A 23,641-nucleotide genomic window follows, 5' to 3' on the forward strand; every position below is an offset into this window, starting at 1 on the left:
ATGACCGACCACCCCACGACCGGCCGCGGATCCGCACGGCCGACCTCGATCGCCGAACTCCGGGCCGTCGCCCAGCCGGACGAGGTCCGTGCGCGCGCCAACGCCGAGCACTGGACGGCCTCGCTGTACCTGCGCGACGTCTCGCCGTACCTGACGTGGGTGCTCCTGAAGACCCGCGTCAGCGCGAACCAGGTCACCGGCCTGATGATCCTGGTCGGCTGGAGCGTCGCCGCCGCCCTGCTCATCCCCGGCATCTGGGGCGCCGCGCTGGCGCTGGTCCTCGGCCAGCTGCAGATGCTCGTCGACTGCTCCGACGGCGAGGTCGCCCGGTGGCGCGGCACCAAGTCGCCCGCCGGGGTGTTCCTGGACAAGGTGGGGCACTACACGACCGAGGGGCTGATCCCGGTCGCGCTCGGCGTCCGCGCAGCCACCTGGCCGATCCACGGCGCCGACTGGATGTGGACCACGATCGGGTGCGCGCTCGGCCTGGTCATCGTGCTGAACAAGGCCCTGAACGACATGGTGCACGTGGCCCGCGCGAACGCCGGGCTCGACAAGCTGGTCGACCGGCGGGATGCCTCCACCGCCCCGTCCGGTCGGAAGCTCGCCTCGCTCCGCCGCGTGGCACGGTTCCTGCCGTTCCACCGCCTGTACCACTCGGTCGAGCTGAGCATGCTCGCGTTCGTCTTCGCCCTGCTCGCCCTGGTGATCGGCGACCCGCTCGCCAGCCGGATCCTGGTCGGTGCGCTGTTGCCGCTCGCCGTGCTCGCGACGATCGGGCACTTCCTGGCGATCATCGCCTCGAAGCGAGTCAAGGCGTGACCGACGACACGACCGTGCCCGGAACCCTGCGCCGTCACGCGGTGGTGCACCACGGACGACCACGCGTCGCCGTGGTGAGCCTGTCGCAGGGCACCCGGCCGGACGACCTGCGCCGCGGTCTGGACAGCGTGCTCGCCCAGCAGGACGTCGAGCTCGACGTCGCCTGCGTCGGCAACGGCTGGGAACCCACGGGCCTGCCGGACGGCGTGCGAGCCCTGGCCCTGCCCGAGAACATCGGGATCCCGGCCGGTCGGAACGCCGGGGCCGAGGTCGTCGACGGCGACTACGTGTTCTTCCTCGACGATGATGCGTCGGTGCCGTCGCCGACGTTCCTGCGCGACGCGATCGCGATGTTCGAGCACGATCCGTCGCTCGGCCTCGTGCAGCCCCGGGTCGTCGACCCCACGGGTGCCGCGAACCCCCGCCGATGGGTGCCGCGGATCCGGAAGGGCGAGCCGGACCACTCGTCGCCGGTCTTCTCGGTCTGGGAAGGCGCCGTCGTGCTGCCGATGGACGTCTACCGGGCCGTCGGCGGCTGGGGGGCCGAGTACTTCTACGCCCACGAGGGCATCGAGCTCGCCTGGCGCGTGTGGGACGCCGGCCGTCGGACCTGGTACGCCGGCGACCTCGTCGCGCACCACCCCGCGATCGACCCGGCGCGGCACACCGAGTACTACCGGTTGAACGCCCGGAACCGGGTGTGGCTGGCTCGGCGCAACCTGCCCCCGGTGCTGCGCCCGGTGTACGTGGGGTCGTGGGCCGCGATCCAGATCGCGCGTTGGTGGCGTCACCCCCGCCGACTGGCCACCTGGTTCGGTGGGATCCGTGAAGGATGGACGACCGACTGCGGTCCGGTCCGCCCGATGGGCTGGCTCACAGTCGCACGGATGACCATCGCAGGGCGGCCGCCGGTCGTCTGACCCGCACGCCTCGTCCCACCAGAGCAGACCCGGAGAAGGACCATGTCGATCATCAGCGACCTGCGAACCGCGCTGCGGCTCGTCGACCGACTCCTGACGTCCCGCCGGAGCCGACGGCAGCTCGCACAGCGACTGCCGTCCGCGCCGAAGCCGGCGCCCGGTTCGGTCGAGATCGCCGTGTACTTCGCCGACGGTCCGGTCAACATGTACCAGGTGCGCCAGTGGTACGCGCCGCTGGCCGAACTCGCGAAGACGCACCCGGTGGCGATCATCTCGCGGAGCCCGGGCACCATGCTGACCCTGCTCGACGAGTCGCCCGTGCCCGCGGTCTACGCCCGGCAGGTGGTCGACCTCGAACACTTCGTCGACACACAGGCGCCGAAGGTGGTGCTGTACGTCAACCAGAACGCCCGCAACTTCCAGATGATGCGGTACGGGCGGATGTGGCACGTCTTCGTCAACCACGGCGAGAGCGACAAGATGTACATGACGACGAACCAGTTCAAGGCGTACGACTACGCCCTGATCGCGGGGGACGCCGCACGTGACCGTCTGGCCGAGGCGCTGTGGGACTACGACCTGGACGTCCGGACCATCGCGATCGGACGCCCGCAGGCCGACCACTTCGCCGGAGCGGCCCCGTACCCCGACGACGACCGGACCGTCGTGCTCTACGCCCCGACGTGGGAGGGCGACCGCGGTGCCGCGGCGTACGGGTCGATCGCGTCGCACGGCACGGTCATCGCCGAGCAGGTGCTCGCATCGCCCCGCCACCGTCTGGTGTACCGCCCCCACCCGCGCAGCGGTGTGCTCGACCCCGCCTACCGCGCGGCGCACGAGCGGATCGTCGCGGCGATCAGCACGGCCAACGCCGCCGACCCGGCTGCGCACCACCTGTACGACGACGGCGGTGACCTCGGCTGGCAGCTGGCGGACGCGGACGTGGCGATCACCGACATCAGCGCGATGATCTACGACCGGCTGGCGGTGGGCAAGCCGCTCATCGTCACGCGGCCGGTGTCGCCCGAGGCCGACGTCGACGAGCGGGGCTACCTGAGCGCCGCGAACTGGCTGACCGCGGCCGACGCCCCGTCGGTGCTCGCCCGTGTCGACGCGGCCGCGAGCGACGCCGAGGAGCTCGCGCGCCTGCAGCACTGGGTCGCCCGGTACTTCGGCGACACGACGCCGGGCGCCGCCACGGAACGGTTCCACGCAGCCGTGGAGTGGCTGCTGGAGCGGTGGCGGACCGTCGCCGCCGAACGCGACGGGCGCTGACGGGCGCTCGTCACCCCGGGTGCTCCGTGCCGGAGGCCGGTGCGGCGTCACGGCTGCATCCCCGGCCCGACGAGTGACATCCGCCAGAGGTACTCGGACCGGTCGGGTCGACGCCACCGGACGATGACGACCCCCGTGTCCTCGGGGTCGGCGCCGAAGACCGCCAGGGACAACGATCGACCCGGGTCGAGGCGGCGCACCGCGAGCGGCGGGCAGTAGCCGTTGCCCAGGTGGGTGAGGGAGAGCCCGTCGACCGGCTCGGGGCCGGTGTTGACGAGGTCGTACCGACGCGGTGCGTGCGATCGGTCGACGGCGAACGGGACGGCGTACGCGGTTGGTGGGTGGTGCATGGGGGGAACGCTAGGGGGAGGGTCCGACGGCGGGACCCCGGGGGCGCCCACGAGGGCCGGGGCTGTGGAGGGAGCCAGTGGCACCCGTGTTGGTGCAGGGGGAGTACCTCGGCCGGTCAGGAGCCGTAGTCGGCCGCGTACCGGGCCAGCGCGGCCTCGATGGTGCCGTCGAGCTGCAGACGACCCTTGTCGAGGTAGAGCCCCCGGTCGCAGAAGCGGCGGAGGTCCTTGTCGCTGTGGGAGACGAAGAACAGCGTCCGGCCGCCGGCCAGGAGCTGCTCGATCCGCTTGTAGCACTTCTCGCGGAAGGCCTTGTCGCCCACCGCCAGCACCTCGTCGACCAGGATGACCGGCTCGTCGAGCCGCGAGATCACGGCGAACGCGATGCGGACCTTCATGCCGCTCGACAGGTGCTTGTAAGGGGTGTCCACGAAGTCGGCGATCTCGGCGAAGTCGATGATCTCGTCGAAGGCGTCGCGGATCTCGGCCCGCGACATGCCGTGCAGGCCCGCCGTCAGGTACACGTTGTCGCGCACGGTGAGGTCACCGACGAAACCACCCGTGATCTCGATGAGCGGGGCGACTCCGGCACCCACGTCGACGCGGCCCTCGTCGGGCAGCATGACCTGGGCCACGAGCTTCAGCAGGGTCGACTTGCCCTGGCCGTTCCGCCCCACGACGCCGATCGCCTCGCCCGGGCGGACGTCGAACGACACGTTGCGGAGCGCCCAGAACTCATCGGCACGCTTGCGACGCCCGCGTCCGGCGAACAGGTCCTTGAAGTTCCGGCTCGCGCGACGGTTGCGCTTGAAGCAGATGCCGGCGTCGCGCACCGAGATGACCGGGGAGACGGTCTCGGTGCGTCGGGTCTGGTCGGTCGCGGTCATCACAGCTCCTTCAGCACACGGTGCTCGCTGCGGCGGAACACCGCGAAGCCGATCACCAGGACGATGCCGGTCACGACCACCGAGGCGCCGATCTCGAGCCAATCGAGCTGGCCGGGGAAGAACGCCGCACGGTACATGCCGAAGATGCCGGTGAGCGGGTTGATCGCGGCGATGTCCCGCAGGGCGGGCGGCAGCGCGTGCGTGCCGTAGATGATCGGGGACGCGTAGAACAGGAACCGAAGCACGAGCTTGGTGGCGCGCTCGAGGTCACGGAAGAAGACCACGAGCGGGGCGACGATGAGCCCCAGGCCGTAGACCAGCGCGCACTGCAGCACGATCGCCAGCGGGAAGAACACGACCTGCCAGTGCAGGTGCGCACCCGTCGCGATGGCGAAGGCGGCCAGGACCGGCAGGCTCAGCAGGAACTCGATGCCCTTCGACGCGTCGATCCGCGCCACCCAGATCGTGCGGGGGATGGTGGTCGAGCGGATGAGCTTCGATTCCTTGATGAACGCCCGGGTGGAGTCCGAGACGCCACCGGTGAACCACATCCACGGCAGCAGCGCGGACAGCAGGAACACGATGTACGGATCTTCACCGACCGAGCCGCGGTGGAAGACCTGCGTGAAGACGAACCAGTAGATCCCCGACATCACGAGCGGGTCGAGGATCGACCACAGGTAGCCGAGCGCCGACGTCGAGTAGCGGACGCGGAGGTCGCGGACGGTCAGCAGCCAGAGGGCCTGACGATAGCGCCGACCGGCGCTCCGGGCCTTCGCGGGTGCGGGAGCCACGGGCGCGGTCGGCGCACTCGCTGTGGTCACGGTTTCCCTTCCGGCGGAACCGCCGAGGGATCCTGACGGTGGTTCAGGCGAACAGGTTGTTCGCGCGCTCGAGGTCCTCGGCGAAGTCGATCTCGACCGCGTACAGGTCGGAGATGTCGATCGGCGTCCAGCGTAGTCCGTCCTCGGCGATGGCAGCCTCGATGCCGCCCTCGAAGTACTCCTGGTCGTCGACGCGACCGAGCTGCCGGATGAGGGCCTGCTTGTCGGCGGCGGAGACGTAGTTGATCCCGACGGCTTCGCCGAGACCCCCGACGACCTGCTTGGAGAGCTTGTGGATGAAGCCCTCGGCGTCGACGGTGTACTTGACCTCTTCGTCGGAGACCTTGTCGGTGTTGACGCTGACGAAGGAACGGCCCTCGTCGATCATGTCGGCAGCACGGACGAGCGCCATCGGGTCGAAGACCACGTCGCCGTTCATCCAGAGCACACCGCTCTTGCCGGTGGCCTTGAGGGCGCGCAGCAGGCTCTTCGAGGTGTTGGTGGAGTCGTACGACTCGTTGTAGACGAAGTTCGCGTCGGGGAACGCCTCGACGATGTGCTCCGACTTGTAGCCGACGACGATCGTCACACGGGCGCTCGAACCGAACGCGGCGCGGATGTTGTCGAACTGCTGCTGCATGATGGTGCGGCCGTCACTGAGCTCCGTGAGCGGCTTCGGCAGGCTGCGGCCGAGACGGCTGCCCATCCCCGCTGCGAGGATCACGATCTGCGTGGTCATGCTGGTCCCTTCTGGTGTCCGCCCGCGCACCCTGGGGTACGGGCGGGCCTCGTCGAGTCTGCGCTTCCAACGTCCGAGTTGCCCGAGAACCGTTCGTGTCGACGGGGTCGTCGCTGCGAAGAGGCCGCCGGGATCGCCTGCTGGAGCAGGTTTCCAAGTGGTGAACACTCCTTCGTGCCCTGGTGAATGATACGGAAACACCCCCTCGCGGGGTACGGGTCTGCGCGCTTCGTACTCAATTCGTGACCCTGGCCGCGACGGTTCCCGATGGTCGGAGAGCGTTGGTACGGTGGGTCGATGCCAGCGCGAGCAGAGAACGAGGACGTGTACGCCACGGCCGACGCTGCCTGGATGACCGAGGCGGGGGACGCCGACGACGCGGACACCGCCGCGGCTGCTGAGGACGACGCAGCCGACGACGACACGGGGGACACCGATGCGGACGACGCCGCCACTGATGACGCCATGACCGACGCCACGACGGACGCCCGCACGGACGCGACGGACACCCGTACGGATGCGACGACGGATGCCCGCTCCGACGCGACGACGGACGACCGCACCGACGACGCGACGACGGCCGCAGCGCCGCGCCCCGCGAAGGCGCGCAACGGCAAGGGACGCACCAAGCGCCCGACGAAGGCCGCCCCGCGGACCGGCGCCGAGCCTCCCGTCCCGACCGACGCGGACGACGCGACGGACGACGCCGGCCGGGCGACCGCCGCCGCCCCGCCCGCGACCAAGAAGCGTGCGCCCCGCTCCGCCGCACCGAAGCAGCCGCAGACGCTCCAGCCCGTCGTGCTCGCAGCGAGTGGCCTGGTCAAGCGGTACGGGCAGACCCTGGCCGTCGACGAGGTCGACCTCGAGATCCGGCAGGGCTCGATCTTCGGCGTGGTCGGCCCGAACGGCGCCGGCAAGACGACGACCCTGTCGATGATCACCGGACTGCTGCGCCCCGACGCCGGCTCGGTGACCGTGCTCGACCACGACGTCTGGGCCGACCCGACGGCGGCGAAGCGCAGTCTCGGCGTCCTGCCGGACCGGCTCCGTCTGTTCGACCGGCTGACCGGTGCGCAGCTCCTCTACTACTCGGCCACGCTCCGCGGCCTCGACGGTGCCACCGCACGGAAGCGCAGCGCCGACCTCGCCGAGGCCTTCGGGTTGGGCGAGGCGCTCGGCCGCCAGGTCGCCGACTACTCCGTCGGCATGGCGAAGAAGATCGCCCTGGCCGCGACCCTGATCCACTCGCCGCGCGTGCTCGTGCTCGACGAGCCGTTCGAGTCGGTCGACCCGGTGAGCGCGGCGACGATCACGGACATCCTGCGCCGGTACACCCGGGGCGGCGGCACGGTCGTGCTGTCGAGCCACTCGATGGAGCTCGTGCAGCGCACCTGCGACTCGGTCGCCATCATCGTCGGCGGCAGGGTCCTGGCGTCCGGCACCATGGCCCAGGTCCGCGGGCGCAAGAGCCTCGAGGACAAGTTCGTCGAACTCGCCGGCGGTCGTGTCGTCGCGGAGAGCATGGAATGGTTGCACAGCTTCTCCGGCTGAGGGCGGACCTGCTCGCGGGCGAGGTCCGCGGCACCGCCCGCCGGTCCGTCGCCGTCGTGCTCGCCAGCCTCGTCGGACTCCTCGCCGCCGTGTTCGTCGCGTCGCAGACCATCGCCCTCGGTGACGCCGACCCGGACGTCGCACGCGCGGTCATCGTGCCCGTCGGCACCCTGATCACCTTCGGGTTCACGGTCGTGCCGCTCGTCGTCGGCCGGAGCGACCAGCTCGACCCGCGGCGCTTCGCGGTGTTCGGCATCGAGCGCCGTCGCCTGGCGATCGGGCTCGTCGTCGCCGGACTCGTCGGCATCCCGGTGATCGGCGTCGTCATCGTCGCCGTCGGCCAGGTCGTCGCCTGGGCGCGCAATCCCGGTCTCGGCCTGCTCGCAGTGCTCGGCGGGGTGCTCGGCGTCGCGACCTGCGCGCTCCTGATCCGCGTCTGCTGCACCGTCGGCTCCCGGCTGATCGGGCCGGACCGCTCCCGCGACGCCGGGTGGCTGGTGGCCCTCGTCATCATCGCGCTCTCGATCCCGACGGTGGCGCTGCTGCTGCGGGTCGACTGGCTCGACCCGCAGGGCGCCGAGATGCAGCGCGTCGCGGACGTCGCCGGCTGGACCCCGTGGGGTGCCGCGTGGGCCGTGCCCGCCGAGGTCGCGAGCGGCCACGTCGGCACCGGTGTCGTGAAGCTCCTCGTCGCGGTCGCCGTCGTCGCGCTCCTCGCCTGGGCGTGGTGGGCACTCGTCAGCCTTGCGCTCGAGACCGTCGACGACCGCGCCCGCACCCGCCGCTACCAGGGCCTGGGCTGGTTCGACCGGTTCGGTTCGGCCCCGGTGTCGGCCGTCGCCGCCCGGGCGCTCACCTACTGGGTCCGCGACCCGCGGTACCGCACGTCGTACCTGATCATCCTGCTCGTGCCGATCGTCGTCATCCCGCTCGGTGTCGCCGGGGTGCCGTGGCAGTGGACCGCCCTCGTGCCGCTGCCGCTGATGGCCCTGATCGCCGGGTTCCTGCCGCACAACGACGTCTCGTACGACAACACCGCCGTGTGGCTGCACGTCGCCTCCGGTGCACCCGGGTGGAGTGACCGGCTCGGTCGGGTCGTGCCCGTGCTGGTCGCGGGGGCGCCCGCGATCGTCGCCGGGGCCGCGCTGTCCGCGTGGCTGTTCGGTGACCGGGCTGCCTTCCCGCTGCTCATCGGCGTCAGTGCGAGTGCGCTGCTGTCCGGGCTCGGGTTGTCGAGCGTCGTGTCCGTGCTCATGCCCTACCCGACGGTGCGCCCGGGCGACCACCCCTTCCAGCAGCCGCAGGCCGCCGGCGTGACCGCCACGGTCGCGCAGGCGACCATGGTGATCGGCATCGTGCTCTGCACGGTCCCCGCTGTCTGCCTCGCGGTGCTCACCGCCGTGCAGGGACCGGAGCCCTGGTCGGTGCTGACGCTCCTGGTGGGCGTCGGGATCGGTGCCGTCGTGCTCGTCATCGGTGTGTCCGCGGGTGGACGCCTGTTCGACCGCCGTGGCCCGGACCTGCTCGCCGCGGCCCAGCGCAACTAGGGGCGCACCGCACCGCACCGCACCGCAGCGAGCGGCGAAGCGCAACTGACGGCACAGCGCAACGAACGAGCGGCGCACCCGAGGGCGGACCGTCGTACCCTGGACCCATGAGCATGACGGAACCAGGCGGCGGCCTCGACGTGATGGACCGGGAGCTCGAGAAGCTCCTCGAAGACGAAGCGATCGAACCCGGTGACCACGAGCGGTTCTCGCACTACGTGAAGAAGGACAAGATCCTGCAGTCGGCCCTGTCCGGCAAGCCGGTCAAGGCCCTGTGCGGCAAGAAGTGGATCCCGGGTCGCGACCCGGAGAAGTTCCCGGTCTGCCCGGACTGCAAGGCCATCTACGAGAAGATGAAGGCCGAGTAGACGCGACCAGCAGACGGACAGGAGGCCCGTGGCGACGCCGCCACGGGCCTCCCGTCCGTCGTCTGCGTCAGCTGGCCGGACGTCGTGAGCAGAAGAGGTCGGGTCGCCCTCGGACACCCGACCATCGCTGCTCACGAAGCGGCGACGCGACGCGACGCACGTGCGCGCGTGCCCTAGATCACCAGGGTGGGGATGGCGGGGTCGCCGCGGCCGATGCGCGACGCGTCGGCCGGCAGCTCCGCCTTCGCGCGCTTGTGGTGCGCGCGTGCGGCCTCGACGCCCTGCGTGCCGAGGAACGCCGGGTCGACCTCGCCGCCGGTGACGACGGGGACCAGCAGCGGCCGCTCGTCCGGGCCGACCTGCGCACCCGTGAGCACGATCTCGGCGGTCGCGACGCCGTTGCGGAGTCGTCGGCCCGCCTCCTTCCGGCCGCCGATCGACGCCTTGTCGGCCGACTTCTTGGCGACGGGGACCCATTCGCCGCCGTCGGCGTCCCGGTGCGCGACGAGCTTGAACACCATGCCGGCGGCGGGGTGCCCCGAGCCGGAGACGACCGAGGTGCCGACGCCGTACGAGTCGACCGGGGCAGCTCGGAGCGCGGCGATCGTGTACTCGTCGAGGTCGTTCGTCACCGTGATCTTCGTGCCCGTCGCGCCGAGGCGGTCGAGCTGGGCGCGCACCGCGGCGACGACGGACGGCAGGTCGCCGCTGTCGATCCGGACGCCGCCGAGCTTGCCGTCGGTGAGCCGGACGGCCGTCTCGACCGCGGCCTCGATGTCGTAGGTGTCGACGAGCAGGGTCGTGCCGCTGCCGAGCGCGTCGAGCTGCGACCGGAACGCCTGCTCCTCGGAGTCGTGCAGCAGCGTAAAGGCGTGCGCGGCGGTGCCCATCGTGGGGATGCCCCAGGTGCGGCCGGCCTCGAGGTTGCTCGTCGCACCGAAGCCGGCGACGTACGCGGCACGGGCAGCGGCGACCGCGTTCCACTCACCGGTGCGGCGGGAGCCCATCTCGGCGAGCGGGCGGCCGTCGGCGGCGGACACCATGCGGGCGGCGGCCGAGGCGATCGCGGAGTCCGCGTTGAAGATGCTCAGGGCGAGGGTCTCGAGCACGACGGCCTCGGCGAAGGTGCCCTCGATCTGCAGGATGGGCGAGTTCGGGAAGTAGACCTCGCCCTCCCGGTAGGCGCGGACGTCGCCGCTGAACCGGTAGTCGGCGAGCCACGAGGCGGTGCCGGCGTCGATGACGCCGCGGTCGCGCAGGAACCCGATCTCCTCGTCGCCGAAGCGGAACTCGCCGAGGGCGGTGAGGAAGCGACCGAGTCCGGCCGCGACACCGTAGCGGCGGCCGTCCGGCAGCCGCCGAGCGAACACCTCGAAGACGCATCGGCGGTCGGCGGTGCCGTCCTTCAGGGCGGCGTCCACCATGGTGAGCTCGTACTGGTCGGTGAGGAGCGCGCTGGTCACGTCTCCGACACTAGTGACGTGACCCTCGGGAGGCCCGGATCACCTCGGGCGCCCGGCAAGCGTGGCGCGCGTGGTCGCGTCCGGGCTCGTCGGCGAGCGTCGGTACGCTGGTGCCGTGACGGATGCACCGATCGGAGTCTTCGACAGCGGGGTCGGCGGCCTCACCGTGGCCCGCGCCATCATCGACCAGCTCCCGCGCGAGAGCATCCGGTACGTCGGCGACACCGTGCACTCGCCCTACGGCCCGAAGCCCATCGCCGACGTCCGCCGCTACGCGCTCGAGGTCATGGACGACCTGGTCGAGCAGGGCGTGAAGGCCCTGGTGATCGGGTGCAACACCGCCTCGTCCGCCGTGCTCCGCGACGCCCGCGAACGGTACGAGCAGGCGTACGGCATCCCCGTGGTCGAGGTCATCCAGCCCGCGGCCCGCGCCGCCGTCAAGCAGACCCGCACGGGCCGCATCGGGGTCATCGGCACCGTCGGCACCATCGCGTCGCGCGCCTACGAGGACGCCTTCGCGGTCGCCGCCGACGTCACGCTGACCACCGCCGCGTGCCCCCGGTTCGTCGAGTTCGTCGAGGCGGGGGACACCTCGTCGCCGTCGCTGCGCGCGATCGCGGCCGGGTACCTCGACCCGATCCGTGCCGCCGACGTCGACACCCTCGTGCTCGGCTGCACCCACTACCCGCTCATGTCCGCCGCGATCCAGTTCGTCATGGGTCCGGAGGTCACGCTCGTCTCCAGCGCCGAGGAGACCGCGAACGACGTCTACCGCCGGCTCGTGGAGCACGGGCTCGAGCGCACCGCGACCACCGCCCCGACGTACTCGTTCGAGGCGACGGGCGACGACAAGAACGGCTTCATCCGGCTCGCCCGGCGCTTCCTCGGCCCCGAGGTCTCGAGCGTCGGCCACCTCCAGACGGGGGCCATCACGCTGCCCCGCACCGAAAGGACCCCATGACCGACAACCTCCGCGTCGACGGCCGCACCGCCACCGACCACCGTCCCGTCACCATCGAGCGGGGGTGGAGCACGCAGGCCGAGGGCAGCGCGCTCATCTCCTTCGGCAACACCAAGGTGCTCTGCACCGCGTCGTTCACCAACGGCGTGCCCCGCTGGCTCGCCGGCAAGGGCACCGGGTGGGTCACCGCCGAGTACTCGATGCTGCCGCGGTCGACCAACGAGCGCATGCAGCGCGAGTCCATCAAGGGCAAGGTCGGCGGTCGCACGCACGAGATCTCCCGCCTGATCGGGCGTTCGCTCCGCGCGGTCGTCGACACGAAGGCCCTGGGCGAGAACACCCTCGTCATCGACTGCGACGTGCTGCAGGCCGACGGCGGCACCCGCACGGCGTCGATCACGGGTGCGTACGTGGCGATGGCCGACGCGATCGAGTGGGGCCGCGCCAAGGGCTTCATCGCGAAGAAGGCCACGCCGCTCACCGACAGCGTGCAGGCGATCTCGGTCGGCATCGTCAAGGGGGAGCCGATGCTCGACCTGGCCTACACCGAGGACTCCGCCGCGGACACCGACATGAACATCGTCACGACGGGGTCGGGCAAGTTCATCGAGGTGCAGGGCACCGCCGAGCACGCGCCGTTCGACCGTGACGAGCTGAACGTCCTGCTCGACCTCGGCCTGGCCGGCAACCAGTCGCTCGCAGCGATCCAGCGTTCGGTCCTGGGTCTGGCGTGACGTCCCGCGAGGTGGTGCTGGCCACCCACAACCAGGGCAAGGTCGTCGAACTGCGCGAGATCCTCGGGTCGGCGCTGGGCGAGGGTGTCGAACTCGTCGGGTACGACGGCCCCGAGCCGGTCGAGGACGGCGACAGCTACGCGGCGAACGCCCTGATCAAGGCGCGTGCCGCCGTCGCGCACACGGGGCTGCCGGCGCTCGCCGACGACTCCGGGATCGCGGTCGACGCCCTCGGGGGCGCACCGGGCATCCACTCGGCCCGGTACGCCGGCACCCGCTCGGACGCCGACAACATCGCGCTGCTGCTCACGAACCTGCAGGGTGTCGTCGAGCGGACCGCCGCGTTCGTGTGCGCAGCAGCCTTCGTGACGCCCGACGGTCAGGAGCACGTGGTCGAGGCGGTCTGGAACGGCGAGGTGCTGACCGAGCCCGTCGGCGACGGCGGGCACGGCTACGACCCGGTGTTCCGACCGGACGACGCCGACCGCTCGTCGGCGGAACTCACCCGCGACGAGAAGAACGCCCTGTCGCACCGCAGCAAGGCGTTCCGGGGGATCGCGCCGATAGTTCGGGAGCACTTCGGCGTCTGAGCGCCAGCGCTCTTTCCGTTCCGCACAACCGGAGTCGCCCCGGACCACGTGATCACGTGGTTCGGGGCGACTTCGGTCGTGCGCTGGAGCGCGGGAGCGCCGGTACAGCCGGTGCTGCGGCTAGAGCGTCGGGTCGATCGTCGGGGCCGTGGTGGCCTCGGCCTCGTTCGTGTGCTTCGCCTTGCGGGCGTTGCGCAGGTACGTCAGCGCCATCGGCACGACGGTCACGACGACCGCGGCCAGCAGGATGATGTCGATGTACTCGCGGACGATGTGCGCCACGAAGGGGATGTGGCCGATGAAGTACCCGAGGAACGTCACGCCGACGCCCCAGACCACGGCGCCGATCGCGTTGTAGAGCGAGTACTTCTTGTAGTCCATCCGGCCGACGCCCGCGGCGATCGGGGCGAAGGTGCGGACGACCGGCACGAAGCGCGCCAGGATCACGGCGAGGGGGCCGAAGCGGTGGAAGAACGCGTTGGTGCGCTCGACGTTCGCCTTCGAGAAGAGCCCGCTGTCCTTGCGCTCGAAGATCGGTGGCCCGGCCTTCTTGCCGATGTAGTAGCCGAGCTCACCGCCGAGGAACGCGGCGGCGCCGATCATCAGCGCCGCGACCCACACCGGGATGCCGCCGATCTCGCCGCCGCGGTCGAAGGCGAACAGGCCGGTGATGACCAGCAGGCTGTCGCCCGGGAAGATGAAGCCGATGAGCAGACCGGTCTCGGCGAACACGATCGCGCAGACCACGAGCACGGCGATGGCCCCGAAGTGGTCGAGGATGTACTGCGGATCGAGCCACGGGATCAGGGCGAGTGCGACGGAGTGCATGGTTCTTCCGGTCGTGGAGGCGGGGATCACGGGGAGGACTCCCGCGGGACGAGGGTACCGCCCGGAAGTGACCGGGCCATCCCTCGCAGGGCTGACCCGCTCGAGGCGTGCGGATGACCGCAACGGTGCGGCCGGAGGGACTCGGTGCGGAAGGAGGGACTCGAACCCTCACGCCTGGGGCACAGGAACCTAAATCCTGCGTGTCTACCGATTCCACCACTCCCGCGAGCAGCGGCAGTCTACCGAGCGCGGGGTGCGGGGCGGACGTGCGCCGGGCCTCCAGGCCGTGGTGCGGACCGTGCGCGGTCCGCAGGCGCCGCCGTGTGTCAGCGCAGCGGGCGCGGCAGGTACCGGGGGACGTACCGGAGCAGGATGCCCGCGCCGACCAGGCCGAGCACGCCCATCACCCCGCTGGCGACCGCGATGGACGCGACGGCGGTCACGCCGGAGATGAGGAGCGGTGCCGCCGCCGACCCGAAGTCGCCGGTGAACCGCCAGGCCCCCAGGAACGGTGCCGGGGCGTCGCGCGGTGCGAGGTCCGCGCCGAGCGTCATGAGGATGCCGGAACCGACCCCGTTGGCCAGGGACATGCCCATCGCGATCGCGACGAACCAGCCGACCCGGGCGTCCAGGTGGCCGCTCCAGGCGAGCAGGAAGTAGCTGATGCTCAGGCCGAGCATGCAGGGCAGCGCGCTCGCGAGCCGTCCCCACCGGTCCATGATCTGCCCGCTCGTGTAGAAGAGCGCGAAGTCGACGGCTCCGGCGATGCCGATCACGAGCGCCGCGGTCGAGTCGTCGAGGCCGACGCTCACCGCCCAGAGCGGCAGGATCACCTGCCGCCCGGCGCGCATGGCGCCGATCAGGCCTGCTCCGCTGCCGAGCCGCAGCAGGACCGCCCCGTTCGCGCGGATGGTGCGGAAGAGGCCCTGCGCCTCCTGCTGGACGAACTGCGCGCCGGTGTCGGCGGGCGGTTCGGTCGCCTGGTCGCTCGCGTCCGTCGCGTCCGTCGCGTGGTCGGCCGACAGCCGGGAGGCCCGTGGCGGCAACCGCAGGCCGCGTGTGCCCGTCGCCGGGTCGCGCAGCACCAGGAGCACGGTCGCCGCCGCCAGGCAGCACACGACGTGGATCCAGAAGGCGCTGCTGGTGGTCCCGGTCAGGTGGATGACGCCCGCAGCGATGAACGGGCCGACGAAGTAGCCGAAGCGGAAGACGCCGCCCAGGCTCGACAGCGCCCGTGCCCGGATCCGCAGGGGGATCGCGGTGGTCATGTAGGCGTGCCGGGCGAGTGCGAACACCGCGGTGGAGACGCCGACCAGGAACACCCCGAGCGCCAGGACCCAGGCGTTCGCGGCCGTCGTGGCGACGACGAGCCCGACCACCGAGACGAGCGCGGCGCCGATCATCGCGTTCCGCTCACCGATGCGGGCGACGACGATGCCGGACGGCACGTCGCCGATGAGCTCCCCGACCAGGATGAGCGAGGCGACGAAGCCCGCGAACGCCAGGCTGGCGCCGAGGGAGTCGGCCGCGATCGGGATGATCGGGATGATCGCACCCTCGCCGATCGCGAACAGCGCGGCGGGCAGGAACCCGGACAGCAGGACGGACCGGAAGTCGAATGAGTCGTTCCCCGTCGTGGCCATCGCCCGACCAACGGTACGCCAGCGGTACCGCTTCGTCGGCGGGTTACCCTGGAGGCATGCGTGTTCTTGCGGCGATGAGCGGTGGTGTCGACTCGGCGGTGGCCGCAGCCCGGGCGGTCGACGCCGGCCACGACGTGGTGGGCGTGCACCTGGCCCTGAGCCGGATGCCCGGCACCCTGCGCACCGGCAGCCGCGGGTGCTGCACCATCGAGGACTCGATGGACGCCCAGCGCGCCGCGTCGGCCCTCGGGATCCCCTACTACGTGTGGGACTTCTCGGCCCGGTTCAAGGAGGACGTCGTCGACGACTTCGTGGCCGAGTACCAGGCCGGCCGCACCCCGAACCCCTGCATGCGCTGCAACGAGCGGATCAAGTTCGCGGCGCTGCTCGAGAAGGCGCTCGCCCTGGGGTTCGACGCCGTCGCGACCGGGCACTACGCCTCGATCGTCACCGGTCCCGACGGCTCCCGTGAACTGCACCGGTCGGCCGCGTGGGCGAAGGACCAGTCGTACGTGCTCGGGGTCCTGACCGCCGAGCAGCTGCAGCACGCGATGTTCCCGCTCGGAGCCACCCCGTCGAAGGACGAGGTCCGGGCCGAGGCCGCCGAGCGCGGGCTGACGGTCGCCCAGAAGCCGGACTCCTACGACATCTGCTTCATCCCGGACGGCGATACCCGCGGCTGGCTGGCGGACCGCGTCGGCACCGCCCCCGGGGACGTGGTCGAGCGCGACGGCACGGTCGTCGGTTCGCACGAGGGCGCGACCGGCTACACCGTCGGACAGCGCCGCGGCCTGGCCCTCGGACGCCCGGCACCCGACGGCAAGCCCCGGTTCGTGCTCGAGATCCGTCCGAAGGACAACACCGTCGTCGTCGGCCCGAAGGAAGCCCTCGCCGTCACCTCGATGTCCGGCTCGCGGTTCACCTGGGCGGGCACGGCCCCCGCCGACCCCGCGACGCCGTTCGCCTGCGACGTGCAGATCCGCGCGCACGCCGACCCGGTGCCCGCGACCGCCCGGGTGCAGGACGACGTGCTCGTGATCGACGTCGACGAGCCGCTGCACGGGGTCGCTCCCGGGCAGACCGCCGTGGTCTACGTCGGCACGCGGGTGCTCGGCCAGTGCACGATCGATACCACGGTCAGCGCCGTCCCCGTCGACGCCTGACCCCGCCGCTCCCGGGGCACATGCTCGCTGCACGCCGCGTCGGTGGTGCACGGTAGAACTGATGCCATGAGCGAGACCGACGCGACGTTCGAGACCATCGACCCCGACGGGCTCGACGCCGCCCAGGCCGCGCGCGAGGTCGACCGGTTGCGCGCCCGCGTCAACGAGCTGCGCCACGACTACTACGAGGGCAACGCCTCGCCCCTGTCGGACGCCGACTACGACGCCCTGGTGCACCGCCTCGACGCGATCGAACGGCGGTTCCCGGAGCTCCTGACGCCCGACAGCCCGACGCAGACCGTGGGCGGGCAGGCGCAGACCACGCAGTTCGCGCCGGTCGAGCACGCCGAGCGCATGCTCTCGCTCGACAACGTCTTCAGCCCTGACGAGCTCACCGAGTGGGCCCTCAAGGTGCAGCGTGACGCCGGTGCCGAGCGGGTGCGGTTCCTGACCGAGCTGAAGATCGACGGCCTGGCGATCAACCTGCGGTACCAGCACGGTCGGCTCGTCTCGGCCGCCACCCGCGGTGACGGCGTGGTCGGCGAGGACGTCACCGGCAACGTCCGCACGATGGGCACGATCCCGGACCGCCTGTCGGGCACCGGGCACCCGCCCCTGGTCGAGGTCCGGGGCGAGATCTTCTTCCCGGTCGCCGAGTTCGACGAGCTCAACGCGAACCAGCGCGAGGCGGGGGAGCGTGTGTTCGCCAACCCGCGCAACGCCGCCGCCGGGTCCCTCCGCCAGAAGGAAGAGGGCAAGTCCGAGGCGAAGCGTGCCCTGATGGTCGACCGGCTGCGACGTCTGCGGATGCTCGTGCACGGCATCGGCGCGTGGCCCGTGCGTGAACTCGAGCAGGGCACCGACGTCCGCAGCCAGTCCGAGGTGTACGAGCTGCTGCAGACCTGGGGGCTCCCGACGAGCAGCCACTACCGGGTGTTCGACACCATCGACGAGGTCAACGGCTTCGTCCGGACCACGGGGGAGCGCCGCTCGGCCGTCGAGCACCAGATCGACGGTGTCGTCGTGAAGGTCGACGACCTCGCCCTGCACGAGGAACTCGGGTCGACGTCACGGGCGCCGCGATGGGCGATCGCCTACAAGTACCCGCCGGAAGAAGTGCACACGACGCTCACGGACATCGTGGTCAGCGTCGGCCGCACCGGCCGTGCCACCCCGTTCGCGGTGATGGCCCCGGCCGAGGTCGCCGGGTCCGTCGTCCGCCAGGCCACGCTGCACAACCAGCAGGTCGTCAAGGCGAAGGGTGTGCTGATCGGCGACACCGTCGTGCTGCGGAAGGCCGGCGACGTCATCCCCGAGGTGCTCGGCCCGGTGGTCGAGCTCCGGGACGGCTCCGAGCGCGAGTTCGTGATGCCGACGAACTGCCCGGAATGCGGCACCGAGCTCGCCCCCGCGAAGGAAGGCGACATCGACCTGCGCTGCCCGAACGCGAAGAGTTGCCCGGCACAGGTGCGCGGTCGGGTCGAGCACATCGCCTCGCGCGGGTCACTCGACATCGAGGGGCTCGGCGAGGTCGCGGCCGCGGCGCTCACGCAGCCGCTCCGCCCGGAGACCCCGCCGCTCGTCACCGAGGCCGGACTGTTCGACCTGACCATGCAGGACATCGTCCCGATCGAGGTCATCGTCCGCGACGCCGAGACGGGCATGGAGAAGGTCGACGACGACGGCACCCCGAAGCGCGTCACACCGTTCAGCCGGGCGCGCAAGAAGACCGACCCGCCGTTCGACCCCGAGGCGCGGGGCGCCGACTACACCGGTGAGCCGAGCCGCTACCCGTCGAAGAACGCGTTCGAGATGCTCGCGAACATCGACGCCGCGAAGACGAAGCCCCTGTGGCGGATCCTGGTCGGCCTGAGCATCCGCCACGTCGGACCCGTCGCCGCCCGAGCCCTGGCGAACCACTTCGGCTCCCTCGACGCGATCCGTTCGGCCTCGCGCGAGGACCTCGCGGCCGTCGACGGGGTGGGCGGCATCATCGCCGACGCCCTGCTCGCCTGGTTCGACGTCGACTGGCACCGCGAGATCATCGACCGCTGGACCGCGGCCGGCGTGCAGTTCGCCACCCCGGGCCACCCCGGCCCGGGCAGTGCCGACGTCGAGGGCGGCGTGCTGAGCGGCGTCACCGTCGTCGCGACCGGGTCACTCGAGGGCTACACGCGAGAAGGTGCACAAGAGGCGATCATCACCGCCGGCGGCAAGGCCGCCTCGAGCGTGAGCAAGAAGACCGACTTCGTGGCCGCCGGTCCGGGGGCTGGTTCGAAGCTCACGAAGGCCGAGCAGCTGGGCGTCCGGATCATCGACGCCGAGCAGTTCCACCTGCTCGTGACCGAGGGGCCGGCGGCGCTCGCCGAACCGGAAGCGCCGACGACCGAGGACTGAGCGGGATGCACAGCACGCCCGGTCGCATCCGCTGAGCGCGGCGCGCCGTCGGACGTGCCCAGTTCGGGGGACAAGTTGCATCGCGCATGGATGATCGACGGACATCTCCATAGACTCGACCGAGCATCACCCGTCGTCTGCAGGGGGACGTCGGGACGGCCTTCCCGGGGGAGACCCGATTGCTGCTCATCGCTGCGGCTCTGCTCACCGCCTCGGTGCACTCGCTCGGAGTGATCGAGGCCCCAGGCATGCCCCCGGCGCACCAGGTCACGGTCTCCAGCACCGCCACGACCCGCATCGTCCCGGTCGCGGACCCCGTCGTCGCCACGCTCTCGGCGGCACCGGCGGCACCGGCGGCACCAGCGGCGGCACCGGCGGCACCAGCGGCGGCGTCGGCGTCGACGTCGGGGGTGGGGGTCGACGACCTCGCCGCCGCGCACGGACGAGCCTTCGTCGAGGACCTCGGCGCACTCGGCGCCGCCGACCTGCGAAGCGCAGCCACCGACCGTCGTGTCGTGGCGACGGTGCAGGACGACCCGCCGCCCGCGCACACCGTCGCGCAGTGGTGGTCGCACCTGCCGGCCGACGAGCAGGACCGGCTCCGGGTGCACGCACCCGCCCTGGTGGGGAACCTCGAGGGCGTGCCGTACGCCGTCCGTGACCAGGCCAACCGCGCGACGCTGACGTCCGGCCTCGCCGACGCCGACCTCGGTGCTGCCCGGGCCGCGATGCTCGGGCAGGTCCGGGACTCCCTGGTGCAGGAGCCGGGCGACCCGCGGCGCTTCCTGGTGGCGCTCGACATCCGGGGTTCCGGGCGTGCGGCGATCAGCATCGGCGACCTCGACACCGCGGCCGACGTCACCGTCGTGGTGCCGGGCATGTTCTTCACGGTCACCGGGCAGATGACCGACTTCACGAACACCGCCAACGACCTGTCCCGCGAGCAGGCCACCCTGGCGCCGCTCGCCGCCACCGGCAACGGGTCGGGTGCCGCCGTCGTCGCGTGGATGGGGTACCGGACGCCGGACCTGTCGAACATCCTGTCGCTCGGGCTCGCACGGACCGGGGCGGAGCGGCTCGAACGGACCGTCGCAGGGCTGCGCGTGATCCGCGCGGGCGACCAACCGCGGGTGAACATCGTCGCGCACTCGTACGGGTCGACCACGGCGATGACGGCCCTGGCGTCGGGGCGGATGACCGCCGACACCCTGACCGTGCTCGGGTCGCCGGGCAGCGACGTCCGGACGGCGGCCGACCTCGCCGTCGCCACCGGGCAGGTCTTCGTCGGCGGTGCGCACAGCGACCCCATCGCGGGCTCCGGGTACTTCGGCACCGACCCGGGTGGGGCGTCGTTCGGGTCGACCGTGCTCGACCTGGCCGGGGGCGCCGACGCGCTGTCGGCCGGTGACGTGTTCCGACGACCCGTGGGGCACAACGACTACCTCAAGCCGGGCACGGCATCGCTGCACGACGTCGCCCTGATCGGCATCGGGCGCGGCGACCTGGTGCGCGAGCAGGTCCGACGCGGGAAGTCGGGTGGTGACGACATCGTCGGCGCCTCGCCGGACATGTACCTCGTGCGCCCGCAGGACCTGCAGCCCCGTGACTGAGCGGCCCTGACCGACCGGGCGGACCCGCCGGTCGTGGCGACGCGGTGGGCGTGACCCGATCGTGACCGGCGGCCGACGTGCCGGAGCCGTCGTGGGCCTCCCGGCCGGATCGGTACGCCCGTGCGCATCGCGACCCGTCCCCGGAACGGGCTGGGGGCAACCTGAACGCGACCGCAGCCTGCACTCGTTCCAGGGCAGAACCAGTACAGCCCTGCTGCCTACGGTGCCGTCATGCGTGTGGTGCGATGGCCTGGTGCTCTCCTGATGTTCGTGGTGATGTCCGTGCTCGCCGGCATGCTCGTCGCCGTCGCGGTGACCCCGGCGGTCGCCGTCGTGGGAGAGGGGACCTCCGGGGCGGTCTCGTTCTTCGAGGACCTGCCGACCTACCTCGACGTGCAGACCCCGCAGCAGGTGTCGTCCGTGTACGCGGAGAAGGGCGGGAAGCAGGTCAAGATCGCCTCGTTCTACGCTGAGAACCGTACGAACGTGACGGCCGACCAGATGGCGGACTCGCTCAAGCAGGCGGCGATCGACACCGAGGACCCGCGCTACCACGACGAGGGCGGCATCGACGTGCTCGGCACGCTCCGCGGTGTCGCCGCGACCGTCGTCGGCGGGGACGTGCAGGGCGGCTCGAGCATCACGCAGCAGTACGTCAAGAACGTCCTGGTGCAGCAGTGCGAGGAGCTCACGGGCACGGACCAGGCCGCCACCGAGAAGAAGGTCGAAGCCTGCTACGAGGACGCGGCCGGCATCACGCCGCAGCGCAAGCTGCAGGAGATGCGGTACGCCATCGCGGTGAACAAGAAGTACTCGAAGGACGAGATCCTGACCGGGTACCTCAACATCGTCGGGCTCGGCGGGCGGGTCTACGGTGCCGAGGCCGGGGCCGAGCACTACTTCGGCGTGCACGCGAAGGACCTGTCGCTCGTGCAGTCGGCCACGCTCGTCGCGATCCTCAACAACCCGTCGAACCTGCGCATCGACGTGCCGAGCGACAAGGACAACGGCACGGCCAACGGGTACGAGCTGACGAAGGAACGCCGCGACTACGTGCTCCGCCGGATGCAGGCGCACGGCTCGATCACGAAGGCACAGATGACGGAGGCGATCGCGACGCCGGTCACGCCGAAGATCACCGAGACCGCGAACGGGTGCTCGACCGCCGCGACGAACTACGACGCCGGCTACTTCTGCGACTACGTCCGCGACCAGGTGCTGCAGGACCCCGCGTTCGGCAAGACCGCGGCGGCACGCATCGCCACGCTCGACACCAAGGGGCTGCAGATCCACACCTCGCTCGACCTCGACCTGCAGGGCCAGGCACAGTCCGCCCTGTCCACCTACGTGCCGGCCACGATGGCCGGCGTCGACGTCGGCGGCTCGAACGTCACCGTGGAGCCCGGCACCGGCCGGATCATGTCGATGGTCCAGAACACCACGTACACGCAGGGGGACAACGCCGCGGCCGGCGCCACGGCGGTGAACTACAGCGCCGACTCCGGGTACGGCAACTCGGGCGGGTTCCAGACCGGCTCGACCTACAAGGTGTTCACCCTGGCCGAGTGGCTCGCCAGCGGGCACACCCTGTCCGACTCGGTCACCACCTCGGAGCACCAGTTCGAGAACGCCGAGTTCACCAACACCTGCCAGAACGTCGCGGGCGGCACCTGGAACGTCGCCAACGCCGAGAGCGTGCCGTCGTCGATGTCGGTCGAGGCGGCGACGGTCGAGTCGATCAACACCGCGTACGCCCAGATGGGGAAGCAGCTCGACCTGTGCAAGATCGCCCAGCTCGCGCAGTCGATGGGCATCCACCGCGCCGACGGCGGTGACCTGACGCAGACGCCGTCCTCGATCCTCGGCGTGAACGAGCTCTCGCCGATCGACCTGGCCGAGGCCTACGCGGGCTTCGCCGACGGCGGCATCGTGTGCACGCCCACCGCGATCGACTCGGTGACCGATGCGGACGGCACGAAGATCAACCCGACGCCGTCGTCCTGCACGCAGGGTGTCTCGGCGGACGTCGCGGGCACGGTCGACTACGCGCTGCAGGGTGTCCTGTCCGGGTCGGGGACGGCCGCGAGCGCGAACCCCGGGGACAGCGTGGCGAAGTTCGCGAAGACCGGCACCACCGACGGTGACGTGCAGAACTGGCTGGTCGCGTCGTCGACGAAGTACACGAACGCCACCTGGGTCGGCAACGTGCAGGGGAGCGTGAGCCTGGCGAACTGGCCGTTCCTGCAGGGCACCACCGGGTACAGCGCGAAGTTCGGGGTCGGGAAGTCGATGATGGCGTACCTGGACCAGACCGTCGGCGGGGGAGCGCTGCCCGCACCGAGCCAGGCGATGATCGGGCAGGCGAGCAAGTCGTCTTCGTCCTCGTCGTCTTCTTCGTCGTCGAGCTCCTCGTCCGGGCAGCGGACCGCGCAGGACGACCAGACGACGCCGGCGGCTGCGCCTGCCGCTCCAGGTGCGCAGGCTGCACCCCCTGCTCCGGCGGTGCCGGCTGCGGGAGACCAGAACCGGAAGTGACCCTCTGGAGGCCCGGTGTCGGTCCGGCGGACCGGCACCGGGCCTCCGGGCCGTTGTCCACAGCCGCGCCTGCGCGCCCGACGCAGCCAATAGACTGTGGGGCATTCCACGAACCGATCGACGGAGCACCATGCCTGACATCACGAGCGAGCAGGTCGCGCACCTGGCGAACCTCGCACGTATCGCACTCACGCCCGACGAGATCGAGAAGCTGACCGGGGAGCTGTCGCACATCGTCGAGAGCGTCGCCAAGGTCGCCGAGGTCGCGACCGACGACGTCCCGGCGACGAGCCACCCCGTGCCGCTCGGCAACGTCACCCGACCCGACGTGGTCGGCACGACGCTGACGCAGGAGCAGGCGCTCTCCGGGGCGCCCGACTCCGACGGCGAACGGTTCCGCGTGACCGCCATCCTCGGCGAAGAACAGTAGGGCG

At 71.3% G+C, this 23,641-nt stretch carries 21 protein-coding genes and 1 tRNA gene; 14 read left to right on the forward strand and 8 right to left on the reverse strand.

From position 1 onward, the window contains the following. Genes DEJ35_RS08880 through DEJ35_RS08890 form a run of 3 tightly spaced genes read left to right on the forward strand, consistent with a single transcriptional unit; the run spans position 1 to position 3,017 of the window. Positions 1-822 carry a CDP-alcohol phosphatidyltransferase family protein gene (locus tag DEJ35_RS08880; protein WP_110860505.1) on the forward strand — a complete coding sequence of 274 codons (822 nt, stop codon included), beginning with the start codon at positions 1-3 and terminating at the stop codon, positions 820-822. Positions 823-866: 44 nt separating this feature from the next. After that, complete coding sequence (locus DEJ35_RS08885; RefSeq protein ID WP_110860780.1) at positions 867-1,742, forward strand: glycosyltransferase family 2 protein; 876 nt, start codon at positions 867-869, stop codon at positions 1,740-1,742. 42 nt (positions 1,743-1,784) lie between these two features. Continuing rightward, complete coding sequence (locus DEJ35_RS08890; protein WP_110860503.1) at positions 1,785-3,017, forward strand: CDP-glycerol glycerophosphotransferase family protein; 1,233 nt, start codon at positions 1,785-1,787, stop codon at positions 3,015-3,017. Between the two features lie 47 nt (positions 3,018-3,064). On the opposite strand, the gene DEJ35_RS08895 is transcribed toward DEJ35_RS08890, so the two are convergent. The 4 genes from DEJ35_RS08895 to DEJ35_RS08910 form a co-directional block, all read right to left on the reverse strand. Next, positions 3,065-3,367, reverse strand: coding sequence for a hypothetical protein (locus tag DEJ35_RS08895; RefSeq protein WP_110860501.1), 303 nt, complete (start codon positions 3,365-3,367; stop codon positions 3,065-3,067). 116 nt (positions 3,368-3,483) lie between these two features. After that, positions 3,484-4,254 (reverse strand): ABC transporter ATP-binding protein, encoded by a 771-nt coding sequence (locus tag DEJ35_RS08900; RefSeq protein WP_111124209.1) that lies wholly within the window; start codon positions 4,252-4,254, stop codon positions 3,484-3,486. Further along, positions 4,254-5,078 (reverse strand): ABC transporter permease, encoded by an 825-nt coding sequence (locus tag DEJ35_RS08905; RefSeq protein ID WP_258378455.1) that lies wholly within the window; start codon positions 5,076-5,078, stop codon positions 4,254-4,256. The genes DEJ35_RS08900 and DEJ35_RS08905 overlap by 1 nt, the downstream gene beginning before the upstream one ends. A gap of 43 nt (positions 5,079-5,121) precedes the next feature. After that, positions 5,122-5,817 carry an NTP transferase domain-containing protein gene (locus DEJ35_RS08910; protein ID WP_110862735.1) on the reverse strand — a complete coding sequence of 232 codons (696 nt, stop codon included), beginning with the start codon at positions 5,815-5,817 and terminating at the stop codon, positions 5,122-5,124. 297 nt (positions 5,818-6,114) lie between these two features. On the opposite strand from DEJ35_RS08910, the gene DEJ35_RS08915 reads away from it, so the two are divergent. From DEJ35_RS08915 to DEJ35_RS08925, 3 genes are all read left to right on the forward strand, one after another. Next, positions 6,115-7,368 carry an ABC transporter ATP-binding protein gene (locus tag DEJ35_RS08915; RefSeq protein ID WP_258378456.1) on the forward strand — a complete coding sequence of 418 codons (1,254 nt, stop codon included), beginning with the start codon at positions 6,115-6,117 and terminating at the stop codon, positions 7,366-7,368. Next, on the forward strand, positions 7,344-8,915 hold the full coding sequence (locus DEJ35_RS08920; protein ID WP_110862734.1) for an ABC transporter permease: 1,572 nt from the start codon (positions 7,344-7,346) through the stop codon (positions 8,913-8,915). Before DEJ35_RS08915 ends, DEJ35_RS08920 begins: the two co-directional genes overlap by 25 nt. A gap of 107 nt (positions 8,916-9,022) precedes the next feature. Beyond that, on the forward strand, positions 9,023-9,283 hold the full coding sequence (locus DEJ35_RS08925) for a DUF3039 domain-containing protein (protein WP_099051947.1): 261 nt from the start codon (positions 9,023-9,025) through the stop codon (positions 9,281-9,283). Positions 9,284-9,456: 173 nt separating this feature from the next. Here the strand turns inward: DEJ35_RS08925 and DEJ35_RS08930 are convergent, their stop codons facing one another. Then, positions 9,457-10,746: a nicotinate phosphoribosyltransferase gene (locus tag DEJ35_RS08930; protein ID WP_111192589.1), complete on the reverse strand. Its 1,290-nt coding sequence runs from the start codon at positions 10,744-10,746 to the stop codon at positions 9,457-9,459. A gap of 115 nt (positions 10,747-10,861) precedes the next feature. Between DEJ35_RS08930 and murI the strand changes: the two genes are divergently transcribed. Genes murI through rdgB form a run of 3 tightly spaced genes read left to right on the forward strand, consistent with a single transcriptional unit; the run spans position 10,862 to position 13,031 of the window. Next, positions 10,862-11,707: a glutamate racemase gene (gene murI, locus DEJ35_RS08935; RefSeq protein ID WP_111192611.1), complete on the forward strand. Its 846-nt coding sequence runs from the start codon at positions 10,862-10,864 to the stop codon at positions 11,705-11,707. After that, positions 11,704-12,441 (forward strand): ribonuclease PH, encoded by a 738-nt coding sequence (rph, locus tag DEJ35_RS08940; RefSeq protein WP_027464601.1) that lies wholly within the window; start codon positions 11,704-11,706, stop codon positions 12,439-12,441. The genes murI and rph overlap by 4 nt, the downstream gene beginning before the upstream one ends. Further along, on the forward strand, positions 12,438-13,031 hold the full coding sequence (gene rdgB / locus DEJ35_RS08945) for an RdgB/HAM1 family non-canonical purine NTP pyrophosphatase (RefSeq protein WP_027464602.1): 594 nt from the start codon (positions 12,438-12,440) through the stop codon (positions 13,029-13,031). The genes rph and rdgB overlap by 4 nt, the downstream gene beginning before the upstream one ends. A 120-nt stretch (positions 13,032-13,151) precedes the next feature. Here rdgB and DEJ35_RS08950 read toward each other — a convergent pair whose 3' ends face one another. The 3 genes from DEJ35_RS08950 to DEJ35_RS08960 all read right to left on the reverse strand — a co-directional run bounded on the left by DEJ35_RS08950 (position 13,152) and on the right by DEJ35_RS08960 (position 15,502). Beyond that, positions 13,152-13,859 (reverse strand): DedA family protein, encoded by a 708-nt coding sequence (locus DEJ35_RS08950; RefSeq protein ID WP_110862732.1) that lies wholly within the window; start codon positions 13,857-13,859, stop codon positions 13,152-13,154. Between the two features lie 145 nt (positions 13,860-14,004). Next, a tRNA-Leu gene (locus DEJ35_RS08955) sits at positions 14,005-14,085 on the reverse strand. A 100-nt stretch (positions 14,086-14,185) separates the two neighbouring features. Next, a complete protein-coding gene (locus DEJ35_RS08960; RefSeq protein ID WP_111192590.1) occupies positions 14,186-15,502 on the reverse strand; it encodes an MFS transporter in 1,317 nt (438 codons plus the stop codon). Positions 15,503-15,558: 56 nt separating this feature from the next. Between DEJ35_RS08960 and mnmA the strand changes: the two genes are divergently transcribed. From mnmA to gatC, 5 genes are all read left to right on the forward strand, one after another. Next, the gene (mnmA, locus tag DEJ35_RS08965) at positions 15,559-16,665 is read left to right on the forward strand and encodes a tRNA 2-thiouridine(34) synthase MnmA (RefSeq protein ID WP_027464605.1); all 1,107 of its coding nucleotides are present in this window, start codon (positions 15,559-15,561) and stop codon (positions 16,663-16,665) included. Between the two features lie 66 nt (positions 16,666-16,731). Further along, positions 16,732-19,062, forward strand: coding sequence for an NAD-dependent DNA ligase LigA (ligA, locus tag DEJ35_RS08970; RefSeq protein WP_111192591.1), 2,331 nt, complete (start codon positions 16,732-16,734; stop codon positions 19,060-19,062). A gap of 179 nt (positions 19,063-19,241) precedes the next feature. Next, the gene (locus DEJ35_RS08975) at positions 19,242-20,672 is read left to right on the forward strand and encodes an alpha/beta hydrolase (RefSeq protein WP_111192592.1); all 1,431 of its coding nucleotides are present in this window, start codon (positions 19,242-19,244) and stop codon (positions 20,670-20,672) included. A 231-nt stretch (positions 20,673-20,903) separates the two neighbouring features. After that, on the forward strand, positions 20,904-23,207 hold the full coding sequence (locus DEJ35_RS08980; protein ID WP_111192593.1) for a transglycosylase domain-containing protein: 2,304 nt from the start codon (positions 20,904-20,906) through the stop codon (positions 23,205-23,207). Between the two features lie 130 nt (positions 23,208-23,337). Next, on the forward strand, positions 23,338-23,637 hold the full coding sequence (gene gatC, locus DEJ35_RS08985) for an Asp-tRNA(Asn)/Glu-tRNA(Gln) amidotransferase subunit GatC (RefSeq protein WP_017887005.1): 300 nt from the start codon (positions 23,338-23,340) through the stop codon (positions 23,635-23,637). The last annotated feature ends 4 nt before the right edge of the window (positions 23,638-23,641 follow it).

It is taken from the genome of Curtobacterium sp. MCPF17_051 (assembly GCF_003234595.1).
Classification (GTDB): Bacteria; Actinomycetota; Actinomycetes; order Actinomycetales; family Microbacteriaceae; genus Curtobacterium; species Curtobacterium flaccumfaciens.

Excerpts from the sequence above, each read along its gene's own strand:
- DEJ35_RS08880 (WP_110860505.1), top strand. The coding sequence starts at position 1 with ATGACCGACCACCCCACGACCGGCCGCGGATCCGCACGGCCGACCTCG.
- DEJ35_RS08890 (WP_110860503.1), top strand. The coding sequence starts at position 1,785 with ATGTCGATCATCAGCGACCTGCGAACCGCGCTGCGGCTCGTCGACCGA.
- DEJ35_RS08895 (WP_110860501.1), bottom strand. The coding sequence starts at position 3,367 with ATGCACCACCCACCAACCGCGTACGCCGTCCCGTTCGCCGTCGACCGA.
- DEJ35_RS08900 (WP_111124209.1), bottom strand. The coding sequence starts at position 4,254 with ATGACCGCGACCGACCAGACCCGACGCACCGAGACCGTCTCCCCGGTC.
- DEJ35_RS08910 (WP_110862735.1), bottom strand. The coding sequence starts at position 5,817 with ATGACCACGCAGATCGTGATCCTCGCAGCGGGGATGGGCAGCCGTCTC.
- DEJ35_RS08915 (WP_258378456.1), top strand. The coding sequence starts at position 6,115 with ATGCCAGCGCGAGCAGAGAACGAGGACGTGTACGCCACGGCCGACGCT.
- DEJ35_RS08920 (WP_110862734.1), top strand. The coding sequence starts at position 7,344 with ATGGTTGCACAGCTTCTCCGGCTGAGGGCGGACCTGCTCGCGGGCGAG.
- DEJ35_RS08925 (WP_099051947.1), top strand. The coding sequence starts at position 9,023 with ATGAGCATGACGGAACCAGGCGGCGGCCTCGACGTGATGGACCGGGAG.
- rph (WP_027464601.1), top strand. The coding sequence starts at position 11,704 with ATGACCGACAACCTCCGCGTCGACGGCCGCACCGCCACCGACCACCGT.
- DEJ35_RS08950 (WP_110862732.1), bottom strand. The coding sequence starts at position 13,859 with ATGCACTCCGTCGCACTCGCCCTGATCCCGTGGCTCGATCCGCAGTAC.
- DEJ35_RS08960 (WP_111192590.1), bottom strand. The coding sequence starts at position 15,502 with ATGGCCACGACGGGGAACGACTCATTCGACTTCCGGTCCGTCCTGCTG.
- mnmA (WP_027464605.1), top strand. The coding sequence starts at position 15,559 with ATGCGTGTTCTTGCGGCGATGAGCGGTGGTGTCGACTCGGCGGTGGCC.
- ligA (WP_111192591.1), top strand. The coding sequence starts at position 16,732 with ATGAGCGAGACCGACGCGACGTTCGAGACCATCGACCCCGACGGGCTC.
- DEJ35_RS08980 (WP_111192593.1), top strand. The coding sequence starts at position 20,904 with ATGCGTGTGGTGCGATGGCCTGGTGCTCTCCTGATGTTCGTGGTGATG.
- gatC (WP_017887005.1), top strand. The coding sequence starts at position 23,338 with ATGCCTGACATCACGAGCGAGCAGGTCGCGCACCTGGCGAACCTCGCA.